The sequence below is a fragment of the Desulfomicrobium apsheronum genome, assembly GCF_900114115.1.
In the GTDB taxonomy this organism is placed as follows: domain Bacteria; phylum Desulfobacterota; class Desulfovibrionia; order Desulfovibrionales; family Desulfomicrobiaceae; genus Desulfomicrobium; species Desulfomicrobium apsheronum.
The window spans coordinates 1-18,229 of record NZ_FORX01000016.1; the positions used below are offsets into that span (position 1 = coordinate 1).

The 18,229-nt window shown below is 51.2% G+C and carries 33 protein-coding genes; all 33 read left to right on the forward strand.

All coding sequences use genetic code 11. The features are described 5' to 3' along the window. Positions 1-744, forward strand: a 744-nt coding sequence (locus BMZ40_RS13740) for an EF-Tu C-terminal domain-related protein (RefSeq protein WP_245751116.1), incomplete at its 5' end; no start/stop codon positions are given. Positions 745-759: 15 nt separating this feature from the next. After that, positions 760-1,068 carry a 30S ribosomal protein S10 gene (rpsJ, locus tag BMZ40_RS13745; protein WP_015774940.1) on the forward strand — a complete coding sequence of 103 codons (309 nt, stop codon included), beginning with the start codon at positions 760-762 and terminating at the stop codon, positions 1,066-1,068. Between the two features lie 18 nt (positions 1,069-1,086). Next, the gene (gene rplC / locus BMZ40_RS13750) at positions 1,087-1,719 is read left to right on the forward strand and encodes a 50S ribosomal protein L3 (protein WP_092376932.1); all 633 of its coding nucleotides are present in this window, start codon (positions 1,087-1,089) and stop codon (positions 1,717-1,719) included. A 13-nt stretch (positions 1,720-1,732) separates the two neighbouring features. Next, a complete protein-coding gene (rplD, locus tag BMZ40_RS13755) occupies positions 1,733-2,353 on the forward strand; it encodes a 50S ribosomal protein L4 (protein WP_092190626.1) in 621 nt (206 codons plus the stop codon). Next, on the forward strand, positions 2,353-2,643 hold the full coding sequence (gene rplW, locus BMZ40_RS13760) for a 50S ribosomal protein L23 (RefSeq protein WP_015774937.1): 291 nt from the start codon (positions 2,353-2,355) through the stop codon (positions 2,641-2,643). Before rplD ends, rplW begins: the two co-directional genes overlap by 1 nt. A 2-nt stretch (positions 2,644-2,645) precedes the next feature. Continuing rightward, positions 2,646-3,476 carry a 50S ribosomal protein L2 gene (rplB, locus tag BMZ40_RS13765; protein WP_092190628.1) on the forward strand — a complete coding sequence of 277 codons (831 nt, stop codon included), beginning with the start codon at positions 2,646-2,648 and terminating at the stop codon, positions 3,474-3,476. An 8-nt stretch (positions 3,477-3,484) separates the two neighbouring features. Then, positions 3,485-3,757, forward strand: coding sequence for a 30S ribosomal protein S19 (rpsS, locus tag BMZ40_RS13770; protein ID WP_092376935.1), 273 nt, complete (start codon positions 3,485-3,487; stop codon positions 3,755-3,757). Positions 3,758-3,771: 14 nt separating this feature from the next. After that, on the forward strand, positions 3,772-4,104 hold the full coding sequence (rplV, locus tag BMZ40_RS13775; RefSeq protein WP_015774934.1) for a 50S ribosomal protein L22: 333 nt from the start codon (positions 3,772-3,774) through the stop codon (positions 4,102-4,104). Between the two features lie 12 nt (positions 4,105-4,116). Beyond that, entirely contained in the window at positions 4,117-4,755 is a 639-nt protein-coding gene (gene rpsC, locus BMZ40_RS13780; RefSeq protein WP_092376938.1) for a 30S ribosomal protein S3, read from the forward strand. Beyond that, positions 4,755-5,162, forward strand: coding sequence for a 50S ribosomal protein L16 (rplP, locus tag BMZ40_RS13785; RefSeq protein WP_092376940.1), 408 nt, complete (start codon positions 4,755-4,757; stop codon positions 5,160-5,162). Before rpsC ends, rplP begins: the two co-directional genes overlap by 1 nt. Positions 5,163-5,168: 6 nt before the next feature. Beyond that, a complete protein-coding gene (rpmC, locus tag BMZ40_RS13790; RefSeq protein WP_015774931.1) occupies positions 5,169-5,372 on the forward strand; it encodes a 50S ribosomal protein L29 in 204 nt (67 codons plus the stop codon). Continuing rightward, on the forward strand, positions 5,365-5,631 hold the full coding sequence (gene rpsQ, locus BMZ40_RS13795) for a 30S ribosomal protein S17 (protein WP_015774930.1): 267 nt from the start codon (positions 5,365-5,367) through the stop codon (positions 5,629-5,631). Before rpmC ends, rpsQ begins: the two co-directional genes overlap by 8 nt. Positions 5,632-5,642: 11 nt before the next feature. Continuing rightward, on the forward strand, positions 5,643-6,011 hold the full coding sequence (gene rplN / locus BMZ40_RS13800; protein ID WP_015774929.1) for a 50S ribosomal protein L14: 369 nt from the start codon (positions 5,643-5,645) through the stop codon (positions 6,009-6,011). A 3-nt stretch (positions 6,012-6,014) separates the two neighbouring features. Further along, positions 6,015-6,344 carry a 50S ribosomal protein L24 gene (gene rplX / locus BMZ40_RS13805; protein WP_092190635.1) on the forward strand — a complete coding sequence of 110 codons (330 nt, stop codon included), beginning with the start codon at positions 6,015-6,017 and terminating at the stop codon, positions 6,342-6,344. A 9-nt stretch (positions 6,345-6,353) separates the two neighbouring features. Continuing rightward, positions 6,354-6,893, forward strand: a complete 540-nt coding sequence (gene rplE, locus BMZ40_RS13810; RefSeq protein WP_092190637.1) for a 50S ribosomal protein L5 — start codon at positions 6,354-6,356, stop codon at positions 6,891-6,893. A 13-nt stretch (positions 6,894-6,906) separates the two neighbouring features. After that, entirely contained in the window at positions 6,907-7,092 is a 186-nt protein-coding gene (locus tag BMZ40_RS13815; protein ID WP_015774926.1) for a type Z 30S ribosomal protein S14, read from the forward strand. Positions 7,093-7,105: 13 nt separating this feature from the next. Next, positions 7,106-7,489 carry a 30S ribosomal protein S8 gene (rpsH, locus tag BMZ40_RS13820; protein ID WP_015774925.1) on the forward strand — a complete coding sequence of 128 codons (384 nt, stop codon included), beginning with the start codon at positions 7,106-7,108 and terminating at the stop codon, positions 7,487-7,489. 9 nt (positions 7,490-7,498) lie between these two features. Further along, positions 7,499-8,038 carry a 50S ribosomal protein L6 gene (gene rplF / locus BMZ40_RS13825; RefSeq protein WP_092376943.1) on the forward strand — a complete coding sequence of 180 codons (540 nt, stop codon included), beginning with the start codon at positions 7,499-7,501 and terminating at the stop codon, positions 8,036-8,038. Between the two features lie 8 nt (positions 8,039-8,046). Further along, the gene (rplR, locus tag BMZ40_RS13830; protein WP_092376946.1) at positions 8,047-8,400 is read left to right on the forward strand and encodes a 50S ribosomal protein L18; all 354 of its coding nucleotides are present in this window, start codon (positions 8,047-8,049) and stop codon (positions 8,398-8,400) included. Between the two features lie 12 nt (positions 8,401-8,412). Then, on the forward strand, positions 8,413-8,904 hold the full coding sequence (gene rpsE / locus BMZ40_RS13835; protein ID WP_015774922.1) for a 30S ribosomal protein S5: 492 nt from the start codon (positions 8,413-8,415) through the stop codon (positions 8,902-8,904). A gap of 8 nt (positions 8,905-8,912) precedes the next feature. After that, positions 8,913-9,083, forward strand: a complete 171-nt coding sequence (rpmD, locus tag BMZ40_RS13840; protein WP_015774921.1) for a 50S ribosomal protein L30 — start codon at positions 8,913-8,915, stop codon at positions 9,081-9,083. Then, positions 9,083-9,529: a 50S ribosomal protein L15 gene (rplO, locus tag BMZ40_RS13845; protein WP_092376949.1), complete on the forward strand. Its 447-nt coding sequence runs from the start codon at positions 9,083-9,085 to the stop codon at positions 9,527-9,529. Before rpmD ends, rplO begins: the two co-directional genes overlap by 1 nt. A gap of 34 nt (positions 9,530-9,563) precedes the next feature. After that, positions 9,564-10,847, forward strand: a complete 1,284-nt coding sequence (gene secY, locus BMZ40_RS13850) for a preprotein translocase subunit SecY (RefSeq protein ID WP_218143780.1) — start codon at positions 9,564-9,566, stop codon at positions 10,845-10,847. Next, complete coding sequence (map, locus tag BMZ40_RS13855) at positions 10,844-11,608, forward strand: type I methionyl aminopeptidase (protein ID WP_092376956.1); 765 nt, start codon at positions 10,844-10,846, stop codon at positions 11,606-11,608. Before secY ends, map begins: the two co-directional genes overlap by 4 nt. 39 nt (positions 11,609-11,647) lie before the next feature. Further along, entirely contained in the window at positions 11,648-11,761 is a 114-nt protein-coding gene (gene rpmJ, locus BMZ40_RS13860; RefSeq protein ID WP_081434451.1) for a 50S ribosomal protein L36, read from the forward strand. 15 nt (positions 11,762-11,776) lie between these two features. Next, complete coding sequence (gene rpsM, locus BMZ40_RS13865) at positions 11,777-12,148, forward strand: 30S ribosomal protein S13 (protein WP_092376959.1); 372 nt, start codon at positions 11,777-11,779, stop codon at positions 12,146-12,148. An 18-nt stretch (positions 12,149-12,166) separates the two neighbouring features. After that, positions 12,167-12,556, forward strand: a complete 390-nt coding sequence (gene rpsK, locus BMZ40_RS13870; RefSeq protein ID WP_092376962.1) for a 30S ribosomal protein S11 — start codon at positions 12,167-12,169, stop codon at positions 12,554-12,556. Between the two features lie 12 nt (positions 12,557-12,568). Continuing rightward, positions 12,569-13,195 (forward strand): 30S ribosomal protein S4, encoded by a 627-nt coding sequence (gene rpsD / locus BMZ40_RS13875; protein ID WP_092376966.1) that lies wholly within the window; start codon positions 12,569-12,571, stop codon positions 13,193-13,195. A gap of 12 nt (positions 13,196-13,207) precedes the next feature. After that, complete coding sequence (locus tag BMZ40_RS13880; RefSeq protein WP_092376968.1) at positions 13,208-14,254, forward strand: DNA-directed RNA polymerase subunit alpha; 1,047 nt, start codon at positions 13,208-13,210, stop codon at positions 14,252-14,254. Beyond that, the gene (rplQ, locus tag BMZ40_RS13885) at positions 14,244-14,666 is read left to right on the forward strand and encodes a 50S ribosomal protein L17 (protein ID WP_092376970.1); all 423 of its coding nucleotides are present in this window, start codon (positions 14,244-14,246) and stop codon (positions 14,664-14,666) included. The genes BMZ40_RS13880 and rplQ overlap by 11 nt, the downstream gene beginning before the upstream one ends. 83 nt (positions 14,667-14,749) lie before the next feature. Further along, positions 14,750-15,667 carry a selenium metabolism-associated LysR family transcriptional regulator gene (locus BMZ40_RS13890; RefSeq protein ID WP_092376973.1) on the forward strand — a complete coding sequence of 306 codons (918 nt, stop codon included), beginning with the start codon at positions 14,750-14,752 and terminating at the stop codon, positions 15,665-15,667. Next, the gene (gene selD / locus BMZ40_RS13895; protein WP_092376975.1) at positions 15,664-16,710 is read left to right on the forward strand and encodes a selenide, water dikinase SelD; all 1,047 of its coding nucleotides are present in this window, start codon (positions 15,664-15,666) and stop codon (positions 16,708-16,710) included. Before BMZ40_RS13890 ends, selD begins: the two co-directional genes overlap by 4 nt. Further along, a complete protein-coding gene (locus tag BMZ40_RS13900) occupies positions 16,704-18,203 on the forward strand; it encodes an ASKHA domain-containing protein (protein WP_092376978.1) in 1,500 nt (499 codons plus the stop codon). The genes selD and BMZ40_RS13900 overlap by 7 nt, the downstream gene beginning before the upstream one ends. The last annotated feature ends 26 nt before the right edge of the window (positions 18,204-18,229 follow it).

Genomic DNA, 18,229 nt, shown 5'->3' on the forward strand with positions numbered 1-18,229 from the left:
GACATGGAAGTTCGTGAGCTCCTGTCCAAGTACGAGTTCCCCGGCGATGACGTTCCGGTCATCCGCGGTTCCGCACTGAAGGCACTGGAGAGCGACAGCGCCGACACCGATGAGGCCAAGTGCATCCTCGAACTGCTCGACGCTTGCGACGCTTACATTCCCGATCCGATCCGCGAGACCGAGAAGCCCTTCCTGATGCCCATTGAAGACGTGTTCTCCATTTCCGGTCGTGGCACGGTCGTCACCGGTCGTGTTGAGCGCGGCATCGTCCGCGTTGGCGAGGAAGTCGAGATCGTCGGTATCACCGACACCCGCAAGACGACTTGCACCGGTGTGGAAATGTTCCGCAAGCTTCTTGACGAAGGCCAGGCCGGCGACAACATCGGCGCCCTGCTTCGCGGTATCAAGCGTGACGACGTCGAGCGTGGCCAGGTTCTGGCCAAGCCGGGCAGCATCACCCCGCACACGAAGTTCTCTGCCGAAGTATATGTCCTGAGCAAGGAAGAAGGCGGCCGTCACACACCTTTCTTCTCCGGCTATCGTCCTCAGTTCTATTTCCGTACGACAGACATCACCGGTGTGGTGACTCTGGACGAAGGTGTAGAAATGATCATGCCTGGTGACAACACGACTTTCCATGTGCATCTGATCAACCCGATCGCCATGGAAAAGGGTCTTCGCTTCGCTATCCGCGAAGGTGGACGTACCGTTGGCGCTGGTGTTGTTTCCGAAATCGTGGAGTAATGAGGCAAGGTCATCATGAACAGTGACAAAATTCGTATAAAATTGAGAGCGTACGACTACCGCATTCTGGATAAGGCTGTAGCCGAGATTGTCGATTCCGCACGTAATACCGGCGCATCCATCGCCGGCCCCATTCCGTTGCCGACCCGTATTCACAAGCAGACGGTTCAGAAGTCTGTGCATGTGGACAAGAAATCTCGGGAACAGTTTGAAATGCGTGTACACAAACGCCTTTTGGACATTCTTGAACCCACCCAACAGACGGTTGATGCTCTGGGTAAGCTGAATCTTCCCGCTGGCGTTGATGTAGAAATCAAGCTGTAGGGATAACGAGAGGCTATCATGAAAAAGACTTTGGGAATCGTTGGGCGCAAAATCGGTATGACCAGAATCTATGGTGCTGACGGAAACGTCATCCCCGTAACGGTCATTCAGGCCGGTCCTTGCCCAGTTATTGAAAAAAAGGTCAGCGAAAAAGACGGTTACACCGCTTTACAGGTTGGGTTTGAAGAAGTGGCAGCACATCGACTGACCAAACCCGAGCAGGGCCATCAGCAAAAGGCAAATTGTGGCTTTTACAAAATGCTGAAGGAAATCCGTCTTGGCAGCGTAGATGAATATGAAATCGGTCAGAAACTGACTGTTGAAATGTTCACTCCCGGCGAAAAAATTCGCGTTACCGGTACCTCCAAGGGCCGCGGGTTCGCAGGCGTCATCCGTCGTTGGAATTTCGGCGGCGCTCCTGCATCACACGGACACGAACAGGTCCACAGAAAGCCCGGCTCGATCGGCCAGTGCGCATGGCCGAGCAAGGTTTTCAAGGGAAAGAAAATGCCGGGTCAGCTTGGAAACAAGACCGCCACGATGCTCAATCTTGAGATTGTGGACGTCCGCCCGGAAGACAATGTCGTGCTTGTACGCGGCCAAGTTCCAGGACCCAAGCAGGGGATCGTCGTCCTCAGCAAGATGAAGTAAAGGGGTATAGATAATGGCAAACGCGAAAGTATACGATCAAAACAGGATGGAAGTCGGCGAGATTTCCCTGGCTGATGACATCTTCCAGGTTGAAGTAAGACCCGAAGTGCTTCACCTGGCTGTGAAATCTCATTTGGCGAAGCTTCGCTCCGGAACCGTAGGTGTCAAAACCCGCGGTCTCGTCAGGGGCGGCGGCAAGAAGCCGTGGCGCCAGAAGGGCACTGGTCGGGCTCGTGCCGGATCCAGCCGTTCCCCTCTTTGGAGAAGCGGCGCGGTGATCCACGGACCTCAGGCCCGTGACTACAGTTTCAAGATCAACAAGCAGATCCGCAAGCTTGCTCTGAAGATGGCCATCTCCTCGCGGTTTACCTCCGAGAACATGCTTGTCGTCAACAAGCTCCAGTTCGATGAGATCAAAACCAAGAACTTCGTGGCCTGCAAGGATACCCTCGGGTTGAAAAAAGCCTTGATTGTTGTTGCTGAAAAAGATACCAACCTTGCTCTTTCGGCCAGGAACGTTCCTGGTATTCTCGTGTTGGATCCGCAGTCGATCAATGTTTACGAAATCCTCAAGTATCCCCAGATGGTCCTGGACCAGGGTGCTGTTTTGGCCCTGCAGGAGAGGTTGAAATAATGGAAAGCACGCAAGTATTACTCAGGCCGTTGATTTCTGAAAAATCCACAGGCCTTAAGGAACTTGGGAATCAAGTTGCTTTTTTTGTTCATTCTGCAGCGAACAAAATCGACGTGCAGCGTGCAGTTGAGAACGTGTTCAACGTTAAAGTCACCGCTGTGAACATTGTCAATTACCGTCCGCGCACGAGAAAGAAGTTCGGTCGCGTGGTAGGCAAGATCAGCGGATACAAGAAAGCGTACGTATCTCTTGCCGCCGGCGAAAAGATTGATTTCTTTGAAGGGGTGTAATCATGGCAATTCGAAAGCTTAAACCCACATCTGCCGGACGCAGGTCGCAAACTGTTCTCACGTTTGATGAGATCACTTGCACAACCCCTGAGAAGTCCCTGACCAAGGGTTTGAATAAAAAAAGCGGTCGTAATAATAACGGCCGTGTAACCATGCGCCGCCGTGGTGGTGGAAACAAGTCTTTGTATCGCCTGATTGATTTTAAGCGTAACAAAATCGATGTCCCGGCCAAGGTAGCCACTATCGAGTACGACCCGAACAGAAGTGCGCGAATCGCCCTGCTGCATTACGCTGACGGCGATAAACGTTACATAATCTGTCCGCTTGGACTTAATGTAGGCGATCAGATCCTTGCCGGCGACAAGGCCGATATCAAGCCCGGCAATGCCTTGGCACTGGCCCGCATTCCCCTTGGTACCCTGGTGCATAACATCGAGCTGTACCCCGGACGTGGCGGCCAGTTGGCCCGCTCTGCCGGAGCATACGCGCAGGTTATCGCCAAGGAAGACAAGTACGCTTTGCTCAGATTGCCCTCGGGCGAAGTTCGCAAGGTGTTGGCCGTCAACATCGCAACTGTCGGTCAGGTTGGCAATATCGAGCATGAGAATGTCTCCATCGGTAAAGCCGGACGTAATCGTTGGCTGGGCAAGCGCCCCAAGGTTCGTGGCGTAGCGATGAACCCCGTCGATCACCCGTTGGGTGGTGGCGAGGGCAGAAGTTCTGGCGGACGTCATCCCGTTACCCCGTGGGGTAAGCCCACCAAGGGATACAAGACCCGTTCACCGAAGAAGCCTTCGTCCAAGTTAATCGTAAAACGCCGTGGAAGTAAGTAGGAGTTTCTATGCCTAGGTCTCTGAAAAAAGGCCCTTTCGTGGATGGCCATCTGCTTAACAAGGTGGAAAAATCCCACGCTGATAGAAGCCGTCAGGTGATCAAGACTTGGTCTCGCCGGTCTACGATTTTACCAGAGATGGTCGGACTTACCTTTGCAGTTCATAATGGAAAGAAATTTATCCCGGTGTTTGTCTCTGAGAATATGGTCGGACACAAACTTGGTGAATTTGCACCCACCAGGACTTATTTTGGCCACGCTGCTGATAAGAAGAAGAAATAGACAGGAAGTTTCAAATGGAAACAAGATCAGTTGCCAAGTTTATACGCGTTTCCCCGCAGAAAGCCAGGTTGGTCGCACGTAACGTGACCGGTAAACACGTGGAAGATGCGTTGAATGTCCTGAAATTCACCCCCAAGAAAGCTGCCCGTCTGATTGAGAAGGTTCTGACGACTGCAATTGCCAACGCTGAACACAATTCCAAACTCAACGTCGACAACCTCTATGTGAAGGAAGTTCGCATAGATGGCGGCCCGAGCTGGAAGCGGATTCAATCGAGAGCAATGGGCCGGGCTTACAGAATTATCAAGCGCAGCAGCCACATTACTGTGGTTGTCGATGAACTCTAGGAGGGCAGTGCTTTGGGTCATAAAGTTCATCCTTACGGATTCCGTTTGGGATACAATAAAAACTGGAAGTCCCGTTGGTTCAGCGACAAGAAATATGCTGAGTATGTTTTCGAAGACAGTAAGCTTCGGAAGTATGTGAAGGAAAAGCTGTTTCATGCCGGTATTTCCAAGATTGAAATCGAGAGAGCTGCCGACAAGGTTCGTCTGATACTTTTCACTGCACGCCCCGGTATTGTTATCGGACGAAAGGGCGTTGAAATTGAAAAGTTGCGGGCTGAACTCAAGGGCAAGTTCGCTCGTGAGTTTGTGATAGAGGTCAACGAAATCCGCCGCCCGGAAACAGATGCACAGCTCGTTGCGGAATCCATTGCGCAGCAGCTCGAGCGTCGGGTAGCTTTTCGTCGTGCCATCAAGAAGACACTGGGCATGGCCCAGAAGTTCGGAGCGCTCGGGATCAAGGTCCAGTGTGGCGGCCGTCTTGGTGGAGCGGAAATCGCTCGTACGGAATGGGCGAGAGAGGGTCGTGTGCCTTTGCATACCTTGCGTGCCGACATCGACTACGGTGTTGCACTTGCCAAGACCACTTACGGGATCATTGGCGTAAAGGTATGGGTGTTCAAGGGTGAGATCCTGAGCGAGGTAGATAGCTGATGCTGAGTCCTAAAAAGGTCAAATTTCGGAAGCAGCAGAAGGGTCGTATTCGCGGTCTTGCAGGTCGCGCGACCACGGTTGCTTTTGGTGAAATCGGTTTGAAGGCTATGGAATGCGGAAAACTCACGAGTCAGCAAATTGAAGCCGCCCGTATCGCGATGATGCGACACATTAAAAGAGGCGGTAAGGTTTTCATTCGTATTTTTCCCGACAAGACGATCACGGCCAAACCCTTGGAAGTTCGTCAGGGTAAAGGTAAGGGCTCGCCAGTCGGTTGGTGCGCACCAGTTCAGAGAGGCCGCATCCTTTATGAAATCAAGGGTGTCGACGTTGAACTGGCTAAAGAAGCATTGCAGAGAGCTGCCTACAAGCTGCCTATAAAGACTACCATAGTCGAAAAGGAGTAAGACAGGATGAATGCTCAACAATTACGGGAATTGGGTCCTGAGAAGCTCCAGGTTAAACTTGGTGAATTTCGTAAGGAATTGATGAATCTTCGTTTTCAGCATGCAACCGCGCAGCTTGAAAATAGTCAGAGAATACCGCTTGTTAAGAAATCCATAGCTCGGATTTTGACGATTTTGAAAGCGAAGGACATGGAGACAGGTGATGAGTAACAGCGGAAAGACATCAAACAAGAGAACTCTTGTTGGCTTCGTAGTGAGCGATAAGAACGACAAGACCATTGTCGTACGTGTCGAAACACTGGTCAAACATCCTGTTCTTAAAAAATATATCCGCCGCAGAAAGAAATTCATGGCTCATGACCCCAACAATGAATGTCACATTGGGGATAAAGTTCAGATCGTCGAGTCCCGTCCTTTGAGTGCGCGGAAGAATTGGCATCTGATGAAAATCATTGAAAGAGCTTTGTAGGGGATTGTAAAATGATTCAAATGCAGACGACTTTGGATGTCGCAGACAATTCCGGAGCCAAGAAGGTTGCCTGCATCAAGGTGCTAGGCGGAAGCAAGAGGCGTTACGCTCGCGTTGGTGACATCATTATGGTGTCCGTCAAAGAAGCGATTCCTCATGGAAAAGTCAAAAAGGGCGATGTTCTCCAGGCAGTAGTTGTAAGAACAACAAAAGAGATCGGCCGACCCGATGGTACTTTTATCCGTTTCGACAATAATTCAGCAGTTATGCTGAATAAGAACCTTGAGCCGATGGGCACTCGTATTTTTGGGCCTGTTGCACGTGAATTGCGGGCAAAGAACTTTATGAAGATTGTATCTTTAGCCCCAGAGGTGTTGTAATCTATGTCTACTCATGTCTGGAAAATTCACAAAGATGACAATGTGATGATTCTTGTCGGAAAAGACAAAGGTAAGATCGGCAAGGTTGTCAAAATTCTTCGCAGCAAAAAGCAGGTTATTGTCGAGAAGGCTAATATGGTGAAAAAACACACCAAGCCCAATCCTTATAACAACCAGCCTGGCGGAATAGTTGAGAAGGAAATGCCTGTGGACGTTTCTAACGTTCAGTTGGTGTGCAACGCTTGCTCAAAGCCGACAAGAGTTGGGTATAAGTTTACTGACGATAACAAGAAAGTTCGTTATTGCAAAAAATGCAATGAAACGATCAGTTAAGGTGCAGCAATGAGTAGTCTCATAAAGATCTACAAAGATAAAGTCGCTCCTGAACTCTCGAAGGAATTCAACTACACGTCAGTGATGCAGATTCCTTCGATTAAATGTGTCTCATTGAACATGGGACTGGGTGAAGGTAGCCAGAATAACAAAATCATACAGGATTCTGTACGCGATTTGTCTCTGATTGCTGGTCAGCGGGCCGTTGTAACACGGGCAAAGAAATCCATCGCTGCGTTCAAGCTGCGTGAGGGAATGCCTGTAGGCTGCCGGGTATCGCTTCGAGGAGACAGAATGTGGGCTTTTCTGGAGAAGCTGTTGACCATTGCGCTTCCCAGAGTCCGCGACTTCCGGGGTGTACCGGACAGAGGTTTTGATGGCCGCGGAAATTATACCCTTGGCATTAAGGAACATACTATCTTTCCCGAAATCGAGATCGATAGGATCGAAAAAGCAGTGGGTATGAATATTTCTGTTATAACTACTGCCCAGACTGACAAAGAAGGCAAGATGCTTTTGAAGCTTCTTGGAATGCCCTTCAAGAAGTAAGGAGGAGTGTAACTTGACTCGTACATCTTTGATGGTCAAGGCTCAGCGGAAGCCCAAATTTTCCACACGCCAGTATAACAGATGTCCCATTTGCGGTCGGCCCAGAGCCTTCATGCGCAAGTTCGGCATTTGCAGAATCTGCTTCAGGAATATGGCCCTTGCCGGTGAACTGCCTGGCGTAAGAAAATCTAGCTGGTAAATGAGGTACGCTCATGTCTGTCATAGATCCTATTGCAGATTTATTGACTCGAATTCGTAATGCATACAAAGCGATGCATTCAACTGTTTCTATTACTCCCAGCCGCACCCGCGAGGCGCTGCTCAAAATATTGAACGAAGAGGGCTATATCAATGGATACGCCCTTGAGAATGATGCCTTACTGGTTAATTTGAAATACCATGAAAATAAGGCTGTCGTTGCCGGCTTGAAGAGAATCAGCAAGCCAGGTCGTCGTATTTATGTGGGTGCAAAGAGCATTCCTTCTGTGCAAAATGGTCTTGGAATTTGCATTTTGTCCACATCCAAGGGTGTGCTCGAGGGAAAACAGGCTGCCGAAATCGGCGTTGGCGGCGAACTTCTTTGTGAGATTTGGTAGGAGATCGCTATGTCTCGAGTAGGAAAAATGCCGATCAGCATCCCTGGTGGTGTTGATCTTAAAATCGCGGAAAGCGGGATTGAAGTGAAAGGACCCAAGGGGGTTCTTACTCTTGCTAATCATCCTGCCATCGCAGTCAGTGTCGACAATAATACGGTTTCCGTTAATCCTGTTGACGACAGCCGGATCGCCCGCCAGCAGCATGGCTTGCGGAGAACACTGCTTGCTAATGCCGTGACCGGCGTCACCAGCGGATTCGAGAAGACTCTCGAAGTCATTGGCGTTGGTTACAAGGTCAACGTTCAGGGCAATACCGTAGTGCTGAATGTCGGTTTTTCTCATCCGGTCAACTTTGCGTTGCCCGCCGGAATTCAGGCCAAGGCCGAAGGCAACAAGCTTACCATCTCCGGATGCGACAAGCAGGCTGTTGGCGAAGTTGCGGCTCAGATTCGCCGGGTTCGTCCGCCTGAGCCTTATAAGGGCAAGGGTATCAAATATACTGATGAGACTATCCGTCGCAAGGCCGGCAAATCCGGCGGCAAGAAATAGGATAAGCTATGAAATTATCAAGAGATGAAGCCCGTAAAAAACGCAAGATGCGGATTCGTAAAAAGATCAACGGTACGCCTGAAAGGCCAAGACTGGTTGTTTTTCGCTCCAGCAAGCATATTTACGCGCAGATAATTGACGACTTGGCTGGCGCAACATTGGCATCCGCTTCAACACTGTGCCTCGAAGGCGACAATATTCGTCTGACTGTCGAGAATGCCAAGTTGGTAGGAAAGAAGGTTGCCGAAGAAGCGATCAAGAAGAGCATCACTTCCGTGGTCTTTGATCGCAACGGCTTCGTATACCATGGCCGGATTAAAGCCGTTGCCGATGGAGCCCGAGAAGGCGGCTTAAATTTTTAATCGAGGACATCCATGCAACAAAACGAATTTGAACTCATTGAGAAAATTGTCTATCTCAATCGCGTCGCCAAAGTTGTCAAGGGTGGCCGTCGATTCAGCTTCAGCGCATTAGTCGTTGTCGGTGACGGAAAGGGAACGGTTGGATTTGGCCTTGGTAAGGCCAACCAGGTTCCCGATGCCATCAAGAAGGCCACCGACAGGGCTCGCAAGGATATGCAGAAGGTTGAACTTCTCGATGGTACCATCCCTTACGAAGTATTGGGGAATTTTGGCGCAGGTCACGTAATGCTCAAACCTGCTTCGGCAGGTACCGGGATCATTGCCGGCGGCCCCGTCCGTGCCGTCATGGAAGCCGCTGGCGTTCATGACATTCTGACCAAGGCCATTGGCACGAACAATCCTCATAATGTGCTTCGCGCTACATTTGCCGGACTTCGTTCCCTTCGCAGCGCCGAACTCGTCGGACGGATGAGAGGCAAGACTCTCACCATCAAGAGAAAATAGGTGAAGTTATGATTAAGATCAAACTGACTAAGAGCCTTATCACCCAGAGCCCCGTGCAGAAAAGAACTGTTAAGGCTCTTGGTTTTACCAAGCTCAACCAGGTCCGCACTCTTCCCGACAATGACTGTGTTCGAGGGATGATCAATAAAGTCAAGCATCTTGTAGAGGTTATTCAATAATGAACCTGCATGAATTGTATCCATATCCCGAGGAACGCGCCAAAGTGAAAAGACTGGGTCGCGGCACTGCTTCGGGCCAGGGCGGAACTTCAGGCAAAGGTCACAAGGGTCAGAATGCTCGTAGTGGTGGCGGAGTACCTGCATGGTTTGAAGGCGGCCAGATGCGTCTTTACCGCAGACTCCCCAAACGCGGCTTCAAGAATCCCTTTCGTGTCACCTACCAGACTCTCAATCTGTCGACCATTTATTCCGCCTTTGCAGACAAGGCCGAAGTGCTGATCGAAGATTTGTATCTGTCCGGTCTTGTTGATCGCGATCAGCCGATCAAGATTCTTGGCGACGGTGAAGCTGTCAAGGCGCTCAAGATCACTGCTCACAAGTTCAGCAAGCAGGCTGTGGAAAAAATCACTGCAGCGGGTGGCGAAGCCATTTCGATCGAAGGATAGTAATGTGAGTATATCCAAAGGCGCAAACACGGGTATGTCAGAGCTGAAAAGCAAGTTTTTATGGACTTTTCTCCTGTTGGCTGTTTTCCGAGTAGGTGTTCATCTGCCGATACCAGGTGTTGACGGGAATGCTCTAGCAGATTTTTTTGCCAACGCACAAAACACCCTTTTTGGGCTGTTCGATATGTTTTCGGGCGGCGGCTTGATGAATCTGTCCATATTTGCACTTGGGATTATGCCTTACATCTCCGCTTCGATCATCCTGCAGCTTTTGACCGTGGTCAGTCCTGAACTCAAAAGGCTGAGCAAAGAAGAAGGCGCTGCGGGGAAGAAGAAAATTACCCAGTATACGCGATATGGAACGGTGTTGATATCCGTGATTCAGGGTCTTGGAATCTCCATTGGTGTCGAGACGATGACAAGCCCCACTGGGGCTTCCATTGTCTACATGCCGGGCTGGGGATTTCGGTTCATCACCGTTCTGACTCTTACCGCGGGCACAGTGTTCATCATGTGGCTGGGTGAGAAAATAACGGAGAAGGGGATCGGCAACGGTATCAGCCTGATCATTTGCGCGGGTATCATTTCCGGTCTGCCCAGCGGTATCGGGAAGTCTTACCGGCTTTTCACGGCCGGTGACGTTTCCCTTTTTACGGTACTGCTTGTTGTGGTCGTCATGGCAGGAGTTCTGGTCGGCATCACCTTCATGGAGCGAGCCCAGCGCAGGATTCCCATCCATTACGCCAAACGAATGGTCGGACGGAAAATGTATGGAGGGCAGACGAGTCATCTGCCGTTGCGGATAAATACAGCTGGAGTCATCCCGCCCATTTTCGCATCTTCGATCCTGATGTTTCCCGCGACGATAGCCAACTTTTCAAATGTTGAAATATTGAACAAGATGTCTGATTATTTCAGGCCAGATTCAATCATTTACAATATTTGTTTTGTTGCATTCATCGTATTTTTCTGCTTTTTTTATACGGCGATTGTTTTTGATCCCAAGGAAATCTCCGAAAATCTAAAGAAACAAGGGGCTTTTGTCCCTGGCATACGCCCTGGGTTCAAGACGAACGAGTATATCGACAAGGTTTTGACCCGTTTGACTTTATGGGGCGCTTTGTATATCTCGCTCGTCTGTGTTTTGCCCATGGTCCTTATGAAGCAGTTTAATGTTCCCTTTTATTACGGTGGAACATCCCTGCTGATTGTTGTCGGTGTGGCCATGGACACCATGTCCCAGGTGCAGTCGCATCTCATTTCGGGAAGATATGACGGCCTGCTTGCCAAGGCAAAAATCAAGGGCAGGCAAGGTTGAAAAAACATAGGGGCATTTTCCTGAAAAATTCTCAGGAAATTGCCGTCATGAGAGAAGCCAACCGGATAGCGGCCAACATTCTCAATGAAGTTGGCTGCTTGGTTGTCCCTGGAGTTACAACCTGGGAATTGGAAGAAAAAGCTATAGAGCTGTGCGCTGCTTTTGATGTTATTCCAGCATTCAAGGGTTATCTGGGATTCCCATATGCCCTTTGCTGCTCCGTCAATGAAGAGATCGTGCACGGATTTCCGTCCAAGCGAGAACTTCTTGATGGTGATATAGTATCCATTGATTTCGGCGTTAAGTTTCAGGGTTTTTACGGAGATACCGCAAGGACCTTTCCTGTAGGAAGCATCAGTGAGGGCGCGGCCCATTTACTGGAAATCACCTTGGATTCTCTCAGATTGGGAATCGAGCAGGCTGTTCCGGGAAATGACCTTTACGATGTTTCACGGGCTGTACAGGAACGGGTTGAGGCTCAAGGGTTTTCCGTTATAAAGCGATTTGTTGGTCATGGGATCGGCCGGATGCTTCATGAGAAGCCAGAAGTCCCCAATTTCGTGCCCAAGAATAGCTCAAGATTGCCTTTGAAGCCGGGAATGGTGATTGCCATTGAGCCAATGGTTGCAATTGGTACCGACCAGGTCGAAATCCTCTCCGACGGTTGGACCGCAGTAACCAAAGATCGAAGCCTATCTGCTCATTTTGAACATTCGGTGGCCATTACCAAGGACGGACCATTTATTCTCAGCCAAATGTAAATTGGCTTGAGTTTCAATTGAAAATCTTCGGGGGATTCAATGAAAGTTAGACCTTCAGTTCGCAAAATTTGTCCCAAATGCAAAGTTATCAAGCGCAAAGGCGTGCTTAGAGTTATTTGTGACAATACGCGGCATAAACAAAGACAGGGTTAAGGATAGGGGGATATTGTGGCAAGATTAGTTGGTGTAGATTTGCCGAGAAACAAAAGGCTAGATATTGCATTGACATATATTTATGGCATCGGCCGAGCTACAGCTCTTAAAATCCTTGATGCTACAGGTATTGATTGGACTAAAAACAGTGACGATCTCACTAGTGATGATATCAACACGCTTCGTAAAGAATTGGAAACCAGTCATAAGGTCGAAGGCGATTTGCGCCGTGAGATCGTGGCCAATATCAAGCGTCTTATGGATATCGGTTGCTACAGAGGTTTGAGACATAGGCGCGGCTTGCCATGTCGTGGTCAGCGCACGCATACCAATGCGCGCACTCGTAAGGGCCCACGCAGAGCCATTGTTGGTAAGAAGAAAAAGTAACTGGGTGGAGACAGACAAATGGCAAGACCGCAGAGAGTAGTAAAGAAAAAGGAAAAGAGAAATATCCCTACGGGTATTGCTCATGTGAACAGCACCTTCAATAATACGATTATTACCTTCACTGATCCGACGGGTAACGTAATCAGCTGGGCGAGTTCCGGTGCTTCCGGTTTCAAGGGTTCCCGCAAGAACACCCCTTTCGCTGCCCAGAAGGCCGCTGAGACCGCCGCTCGCAAGGCCATGGAGTGCGGAATGCGCTCCGTAGGCATCCTTGTGAAGGGACCTGGCTCTGGACGCGAGTCCGCAATGCGTGCAATCAATGCTGTTGGTTTGCGTGTCGCCTTCATCCGCGACGTGACTCCCATTCCGCATAACGGCTGCCGTCCGCCCAAACGTCGTAGAGTATAGGGGGAATTTACCTTGGCTAGATATACAGGCCCTAAGTGCAGAATATGCCGTAGAGAAGGCGGAAAGCTTTTTCTCAAAGGCGATAGATGTTATACTGATAAGTGTGCTTTCGAACGTCGCGCCTACGCGCCCGGCGATCATGGAAAGGCTCGCAAAAAACCCAGCGATTACGCCTTGCAGCTTCGTGAGAAGCAGAAAGTAAGGAAGATGTACGGTATCCTTGAAGGTCAGTTCCGCAGATATTTCGAGGAAGCCGAACGTCGCAAGGGAGTCACCGGTACGAATTTGCTGATGTTGCTTGAAACGCGTATCGACAACGTGGCCTACAAGCTCGGCTTCGCCAATTCGCGCAGCCAGGCTCGCCAGATGGTTCGTCATGGTCTGTTCACGCTCAATGGACGTCGCATCAATGTGCCGTCGATTCAGATGAAGTCCGGTGACGTTCTCGAGGTGCGGGATCGTACCAAGAAGAACCTTGTCATCACCGAAGCTTTGGAAGTTGTCGCGCGTCGCGGCGTACCTGCATGGCTTGAGATTGATGCTCCTGCCTACAAGGGATCCGTAAAGGCTCTTCCCACCAGGGAAGATATCACGTTCCCCATGACAGAGCAGTTGATTGTCGAACTCTACTCCAAATAAAGGGCGGTAAACATGAGTTCTACGTATAGCGGAGACAAAAAAGTTTACGTCCGAAATTGGGCAGAGCTTGTCAGGCCGGAACAACTTGAAAAAGATCCGAAGTGCAATGACATGTACGGTCGATTCGTGTGCGAGCCTCTGGAAAGGGGCTTTGGAACCACGATCGGAAACGCATTGCGTCGGGTTCTTCTTTCTTCTCTTCAGGGCGCGGCTCCGGTGTCGGTCAATATTCAGGGTATTCAGCATGAATTCACGACCATCCCCGGCGTCAATGAAGACGTCACCGACATTGTTCTGAACTTGAAGCAATTGCGTGTGGCCATGAACACTCCCGAGCCACAGCGGGTTCAGCTCATCGCCAATGCCAAAGGCGAAGTCACGGCGTCTGCAATTGTGGAAAATCAGCATATAAAGATACTCAATCCTGATTTGCATATCGCGACTCTTTCCGAAGATATCGATTTGGTCATGAATCTCGAGTTTCGCATGGGCAAGGGATATGTCCCCGCCGAGATGCACGAGGACCTGGATAGTGAGATCGGCGTTATCACCCTTGATTCGAGCTTTTCTCCCATTCGCAAGGTTGCTTACGCGGTGGAGCAGGCTCGTGTCGGGCAGATGACCAATTATGACAAATTGATCATCGAGGTTTGGACCGACGGTTCCATCACTCCGGACGATGCCTTGGCTTTCAGCGCCAAGATTCTGAAAGAGCAGTTGACTGTTTTCATCAACTTCGATGAAGGCTCGGCTGATATCGAGAAGGCCAAATCCAAGCCCCAGGACAAGATCAACGAAAATCTTTTCAAGAACATCGAAGATCTTGAACTTCCCGTAAGAGCGAGCAACTGCCTCAAAAGCGCCGGCATCCATATCGTTGGCGAACTGGTTCAAAAGACCGAGGCAGATCTGCTGAAAACCAAGAATTTCGGCCGCAAGTCTCTGGAAGACATTCGCCGGGTTCTTGAGAGCATGGGACTGGATTTCGGAATCAGAGTCGATAATTTTGACGAATTGTACCAGGATTGGTTAAAGAGGAACGAAGAAGATGAGGCATAGAAAAGCTGGTCGAAAACTGGGGCGTACGTGGGAGCACCGCAAGGCCCTGATGAAAAATATGGCTCGCTCTTTGGTAGAACATGAGCGGATTCGTACGACTGAAGCCAAAGCCAAGGAACTGAGCATCTTTGCTGACAAGCTCATCACAATGGCACTTCAGGATACCCTGCACGCTCGCAGGCAGGCCTTTACGGTCCTGGGAAGCCATCACAGTGTAAAAAAGCTGTTTGATGAAATTGGTCCCCGCTTCAAGGAAGTTCCTGGCGGTTACACCAGAGTCGTCAAGTTCGGTATTCCTCGTGTTGGCGACAGCGCCCCCATGGCTCTTATCGAATTCACCCGCTTGAGCGACAAGTTTGCCGAATCAGCTGGCTCCGAGGCCGCAGCCCCGGAAGCTACTGAAGAAGCTTAGACACATAAAAAAAATAAGGCAGCCAAGCTGCCTTATTTTTTGCCATGATGCATTGTTTTTATCTATACTAGGAATGGGCATATATGGATATTCGCAAAATTGAAGCATTTTCCAAGGTTTATGAGCACTGCAGTTTCTCCAAGGCCGGGAAGTCGTTGTATCTTTCTCAGCCGACAATCAGTGCTCATGTTGCTTCGCTGGAGCAGGAACTTGAAGTGCAGCTTTTTGATCGAATCGGTCGCAGTGTCGTTCCTACAAAAGCCGGGGAAGTGCTTTACGAGCATGCCAAGAAGATTTTTGAAGCATCTGAATTGGCGATTTCTGAGCTCAGAAAGCTCCAGGATCGTATTACCGGCAAACTCGATCTGGGCGGAAGCACCATTCCTGCAAATTACATCATGCCCGAAATTCTTGCAAAATTTTGGAAGAAATATCCTGAAGTAATAATGGATCTGCGCATAGGCGACTCCGAAGATATCGTAAACCAAGTTCGTGACAACGCACTGATGCTTGGGGTGGTTGGCGCTGTCTTTGAATCTCCCGATCTTCACTATGAAAAAATCGCAAGCGATTCGCTTGTTTTGGCCATGACGCCCTCGCTGTTTCAAAAGCACCGTCATCTGGCGGAGGATGATCTTTTGCGTGCCTTGCCGTGGGTGATGCGCGAAGAAGGCTCCGGGACGCGCGTGGCCATGGCCGAGAGTATTGCCAAGTTTGACATCGACATTCATTCCTTGCGAACGGTCATCATGGTTCGCAACGCCGGCGCCATGTCTCGCTGTCTTTCAGCCGGCATGGGCGCATCCATCACCTCCGCCATCACCATCCATGACGAACTCGAGACGGGAGCCCTGGTGGCCATAGAGCTTCCCGGATTACAGATGGAGCGGTCCTTTCATGTCGTCTTCAACAGGAAGCGCTCCCTGTTTCCTGCTGCCGTCAAATTGATAGAATTTTTAAAGAACAACGCCCAAAACATAGCTGTGAGGTCCAAACCGTGAAAAATACGCCACTGGTTCAAACGGTAAGCGCAGCAGGTTGAGCTGCCAAATTGGCTCCAGGGGACTTGGAGCAGGCATTGCTTGGACTGAATTTCGAGAGTGATGAGCGGATTCTTGCCGGAATGGGAAACAGCGAGGACGCAGCAATTGTGCGTTTTCCCGACGGCAAGGCGCTGGTTCAGACTCTGGATTTTTTTACGCCTATAGTGAACGATCCATTCAGATTCGGCCAGATCGCGGCGGCCAATTCGCTTTCCGACGTCTATGCCATGGGCGGTGTTCCGTATGTGGCCATGAATATCGTGTGTTTTCCCATCGCAACCATGGATGTTTCGATACTGCGGGAAATCCTGCGCGGAGGACTGCTCAAGGTCCAGGAGGCCGGGGCCATGCTGGTTGGTGGACACAGCGTCCAGGACAAAGAGATCAAATACGGATTGTCCGTCTCGGGTTTTGTCGATCCCGACAGATATGCCACTAACGCGGGCCTTCGCCCTGGCGATGTCCTCATTTTGACCAAGCCGATCGGCACAGGCGTTTTAGCCACGGCCATCAAGGGGAATTGGGAGGGCTGCGAAGGATTTGAGGAAGATGTGTACCGCTGGGCTTCGCGCCTCAACCGTGTTCCGGGTGAAGCAGTCGCCAGATTCAAACTCAAGGCAGCAACGGATATCACCGGTTTCGGCCTTGGGGGGCATGCTCTTGAAATGGCTACAGCCTCGGATTGCTCCATATCCATAGACGTTTCTTCCGTGCCCATCATGGATCACGCCCTTGATTTGGCCCGGGTTGGTCTTTTGCCTCTTGGCAGTCACGCCAACAAGCATTTTTGCCAGAAGACGGTTGAAGCCTCGTCCGCGCTTGATCCCGTACTGCTTGACCTTGTGTACGATGCGCAGACTTCAGGTGGAATGCTTCTTGGCGTGCCGCCTGAGATGCTCTGTGACGTGCGAGCGTGGCTGCGTGATGGCGGCGAAATGGCGGCCGAGATCGGGGTCGTGGAGCCGCCGCGTGCCGACGGGAAACGGCTTCTGCTGTGTTGATAGTCGATATCCATCAAGCTGGAGCAATTGCGGCTACCGCCCAGGCCAAACCTGGGCAGTCTTTTTTGCACCTGCTTTTTGAGACCGGCATCAGCCGGGGCCGTGAGCTTTGCGCAGGCACGGGGCTTTGCGGCAAGTGCAAAATCCGCTTTCTGGGCGCTCCCCCCGCGCCGTGCACGGATGACCAGGCGAGGCTTGACGCCGAAGAATTGGCGGACGGTTGGAGACTGGCCTGCAAGCATGTGGTGCTGGAGTCGTGCGACATCGAGGTGCCCGATTTTGCGCCAGTGACGCTTGCCGGCTCGCGAGGCGAGTCCCTGGCCGTTGATATCGGTACGACTCGCATAAAATGGTCGCTGATTTCCAAGGCCGGGCACAGCCCTGAGTTTGCCACGATCAATCCGCAGATGGGCGTCGGCAGCGAAGTCATGTCCCGACTCAGATACGCGCTTTCTTCGGATTCGGCCCGCGCCCATCTGCGTCAGTCGGTCATCCGGGTTCTCGGGGATTTGGTGCGCAGAAGCGGAGCCGTTTCCCTGGCCGTTTGTGGCAACAGCACCATGATCGCGACTCTTCTGGATGTTCCGTTGGTCGGCTTGGCCTACGCTCCCTACAGTCTGCCCTGGCAGGGCGGCGAGAAGGTCAGCATCGATGGTGATTTGCCTGCAGTCTATATTCCGCCATTGCTCGGTCCTTTTATCGGGGCCGACATCAGCGCGGGCCTGGCCCATATTTCAACTCTTGAGCCGGAATACCCATTTCTCCTTGCCGACCTTGGCACGAACGGGGAATTCGTTCTGGCGCTTGATGCAGAGCATTTTTTCGCATGCAGTGTACCCATGGGGCCAGCCATCGAAGGGGTGGGCCTGTGCTGCGGAGCCACGGCCGGTGAGCGGGTGCTGAGCCGCGTCGCCCTTGGCCCCACGGGCCTGCAATGGGTCGGCACGCCCTTGAGCGGGATCTCCGGAACTGGCTACGCCTCCATATTGGCTTTGCTGCGACGTCTTAGCGTGATCGATGAGGCCGGTCATTTTCAAGCAGCGACGATGCCTTTGGCCCGCAAGATATCAGATCGCATTGGTACTCACCGGCTTGGTCGCATCCTTGACCTTGAGCCGGGAGTATTCGTGGCGGAGCGCGATATCGAAGAATTTCTCAAAGCCAAGGCGGGAGTCAACGTGGCCCTGCGCAGCCTGGTCCGGCGCGCGGGATTGCTGGAAGGAGACGTGGCGAGAATTTATCTGGCCGGGGCGCTGGGAGAACACGCAGACCCCTCCGACTTGATCACGCTGGGGTTCTTGCCGGAGGCGTGGCGCGAAAAAGTCGAGGTGGCTGGAAACACGGCCCTGGCTGGAACTCTTCTGGCGTTGGAAAGTGAGGATGTCCGGAACTGGCTAGCCTGTTTGCCGGATAGAGTGGTCGTGGAAGGTCTGGTGGAAAGGGAGGATTTTGGTTCCGCCTTCATGCAGGCCATGCGTTTTGCCTGGGTTTGAAAGGCAACGCGGCAAAAGGCTCAGTC

Coding starts and splice junctions, on each gene's coding strand:
- rplO (WP_092376949.1), top strand. CDS start 9,083: ATGAACCTGCATGAATTGTATCCATATCCCGAGGAACGCGCCAAAGTG.
- rpmD (WP_015774921.1), top strand. CDS start 8,913: ATGATTAAGATCAAACTGACTAAGAGCCTTATCACCCAGAGCCCCGTG.
- BMZ40_RS13890 (WP_092376973.1), top strand. CDS start 14,750: ATGGATATTCGCAAAATTGAAGCATTTTCCAAGGTTTATGAGCACTGC.
- BMZ40_RS13880 (WP_092376968.1), top strand. CDS start 13,208: ATGAGTTCTACGTATAGCGGAGACAAAAAAGTTTACGTCCGAAATTGG.
- rpmC (WP_015774931.1), top strand. CDS start 5,169: ATGAATGCTCAACAATTACGGGAATTGGGTCCTGAGAAGCTCCAGGTT.
- rplN (WP_015774929.1), top strand. CDS start 5,643: ATGATTCAAATGCAGACGACTTTGGATGTCGCAGACAATTCCGGAGCC.
- rplX (WP_092190635.1), top strand. CDS start 6,015: ATGTCTACTCATGTCTGGAAAATTCACAAAGATGACAATGTGATGATT.
- rpmJ (WP_081434451.1), top strand. CDS start 11,648: ATGAAAGTTAGACCTTCAGTTCGCAAAATTTGTCCCAAATGCAAAGTT.
- rpsK (WP_092376962.1), top strand. CDS start 12,167: ATGGCAAGACCGCAGAGAGTAGTAAAGAAAAAGGAAAAGAGAAATATC.
- rpsQ (WP_015774930.1), top strand. CDS start 5,365: ATGAGTAACAGCGGAAAGACATCAAACAAGAGAACTCTTGTTGGCTTC.
- rplR (WP_092376946.1), top strand. CDS start 8,047: ATGAAATTATCAAGAGATGAAGCCCGTAAAAAACGCAAGATGCGGATT.
- rplQ (WP_092376970.1), top strand. CDS start 14,244: ATGAGGCATAGAAAAGCTGGTCGAAAACTGGGGCGTACGTGGGAGCAC.
- rplF (WP_092376943.1), top strand. CDS start 7,499: ATGTCTCGAGTAGGAAAAATGCCGATCAGCATCCCTGGTGGTGTTGAT.
- rpsS (WP_092376935.1), top strand. CDS start 3,485: ATGCCTAGGTCTCTGAAAAAAGGCCCTTTCGTGGATGGCCATCTGCTT.
- rplV (WP_015774934.1), top strand. CDS start 3,772: ATGGAAACAAGATCAGTTGCCAAGTTTATACGCGTTTCCCCGCAGAAA.
- secY (WP_218143780.1), top strand. CDS start 9,564: ATGTCAGAGCTGAAAAGCAAGTTTTTATGGACTTTTCTCCTGTTGGCT.
- rplB (WP_092190628.1), top strand. CDS start 2,646: ATGGCAATTCGAAAGCTTAAACCCACATCTGCCGGACGCAGGTCGCAA.
- rplC (WP_092376932.1), top strand. CDS start 1,087: ATGAAAAAGACTTTGGGAATCGTTGGGCGCAAAATCGGTATGACCAGA.
- rplE (WP_092190637.1), top strand. CDS start 6,354: ATGAGTAGTCTCATAAAGATCTACAAAGATAAAGTCGCTCCTGAACTC.
- rplP (WP_092376940.1), top strand. CDS start 4,755: ATGCTGAGTCCTAAAAAGGTCAAATTTCGGAAGCAGCAGAAGGGTCGT.
- rplD (WP_092190626.1), top strand. CDS start 1,733: ATGGCAAACGCGAAAGTATACGATCAAAACAGGATGGAAGTCGGCGAG.
- rpsH (WP_015774925.1), top strand. CDS start 7,106: ATGTCTGTCATAGATCCTATTGCAGATTTATTGACTCGAATTCGTAAT.
- rpsE (WP_015774922.1), top strand. CDS start 8,413: ATGCAACAAAACGAATTTGAACTCATTGAGAAAATTGTCTATCTCAAT.
- rplW (WP_015774937.1), top strand. CDS start 2,353: ATGGAAAGCACGCAAGTATTACTCAGGCCGTTGATTTCTGAAAAATCC.
- rpsJ (WP_015774940.1), top strand. CDS start 760: ATGAACAGTGACAAAATTCGTATAAAATTGAGAGCGTACGACTACCGC.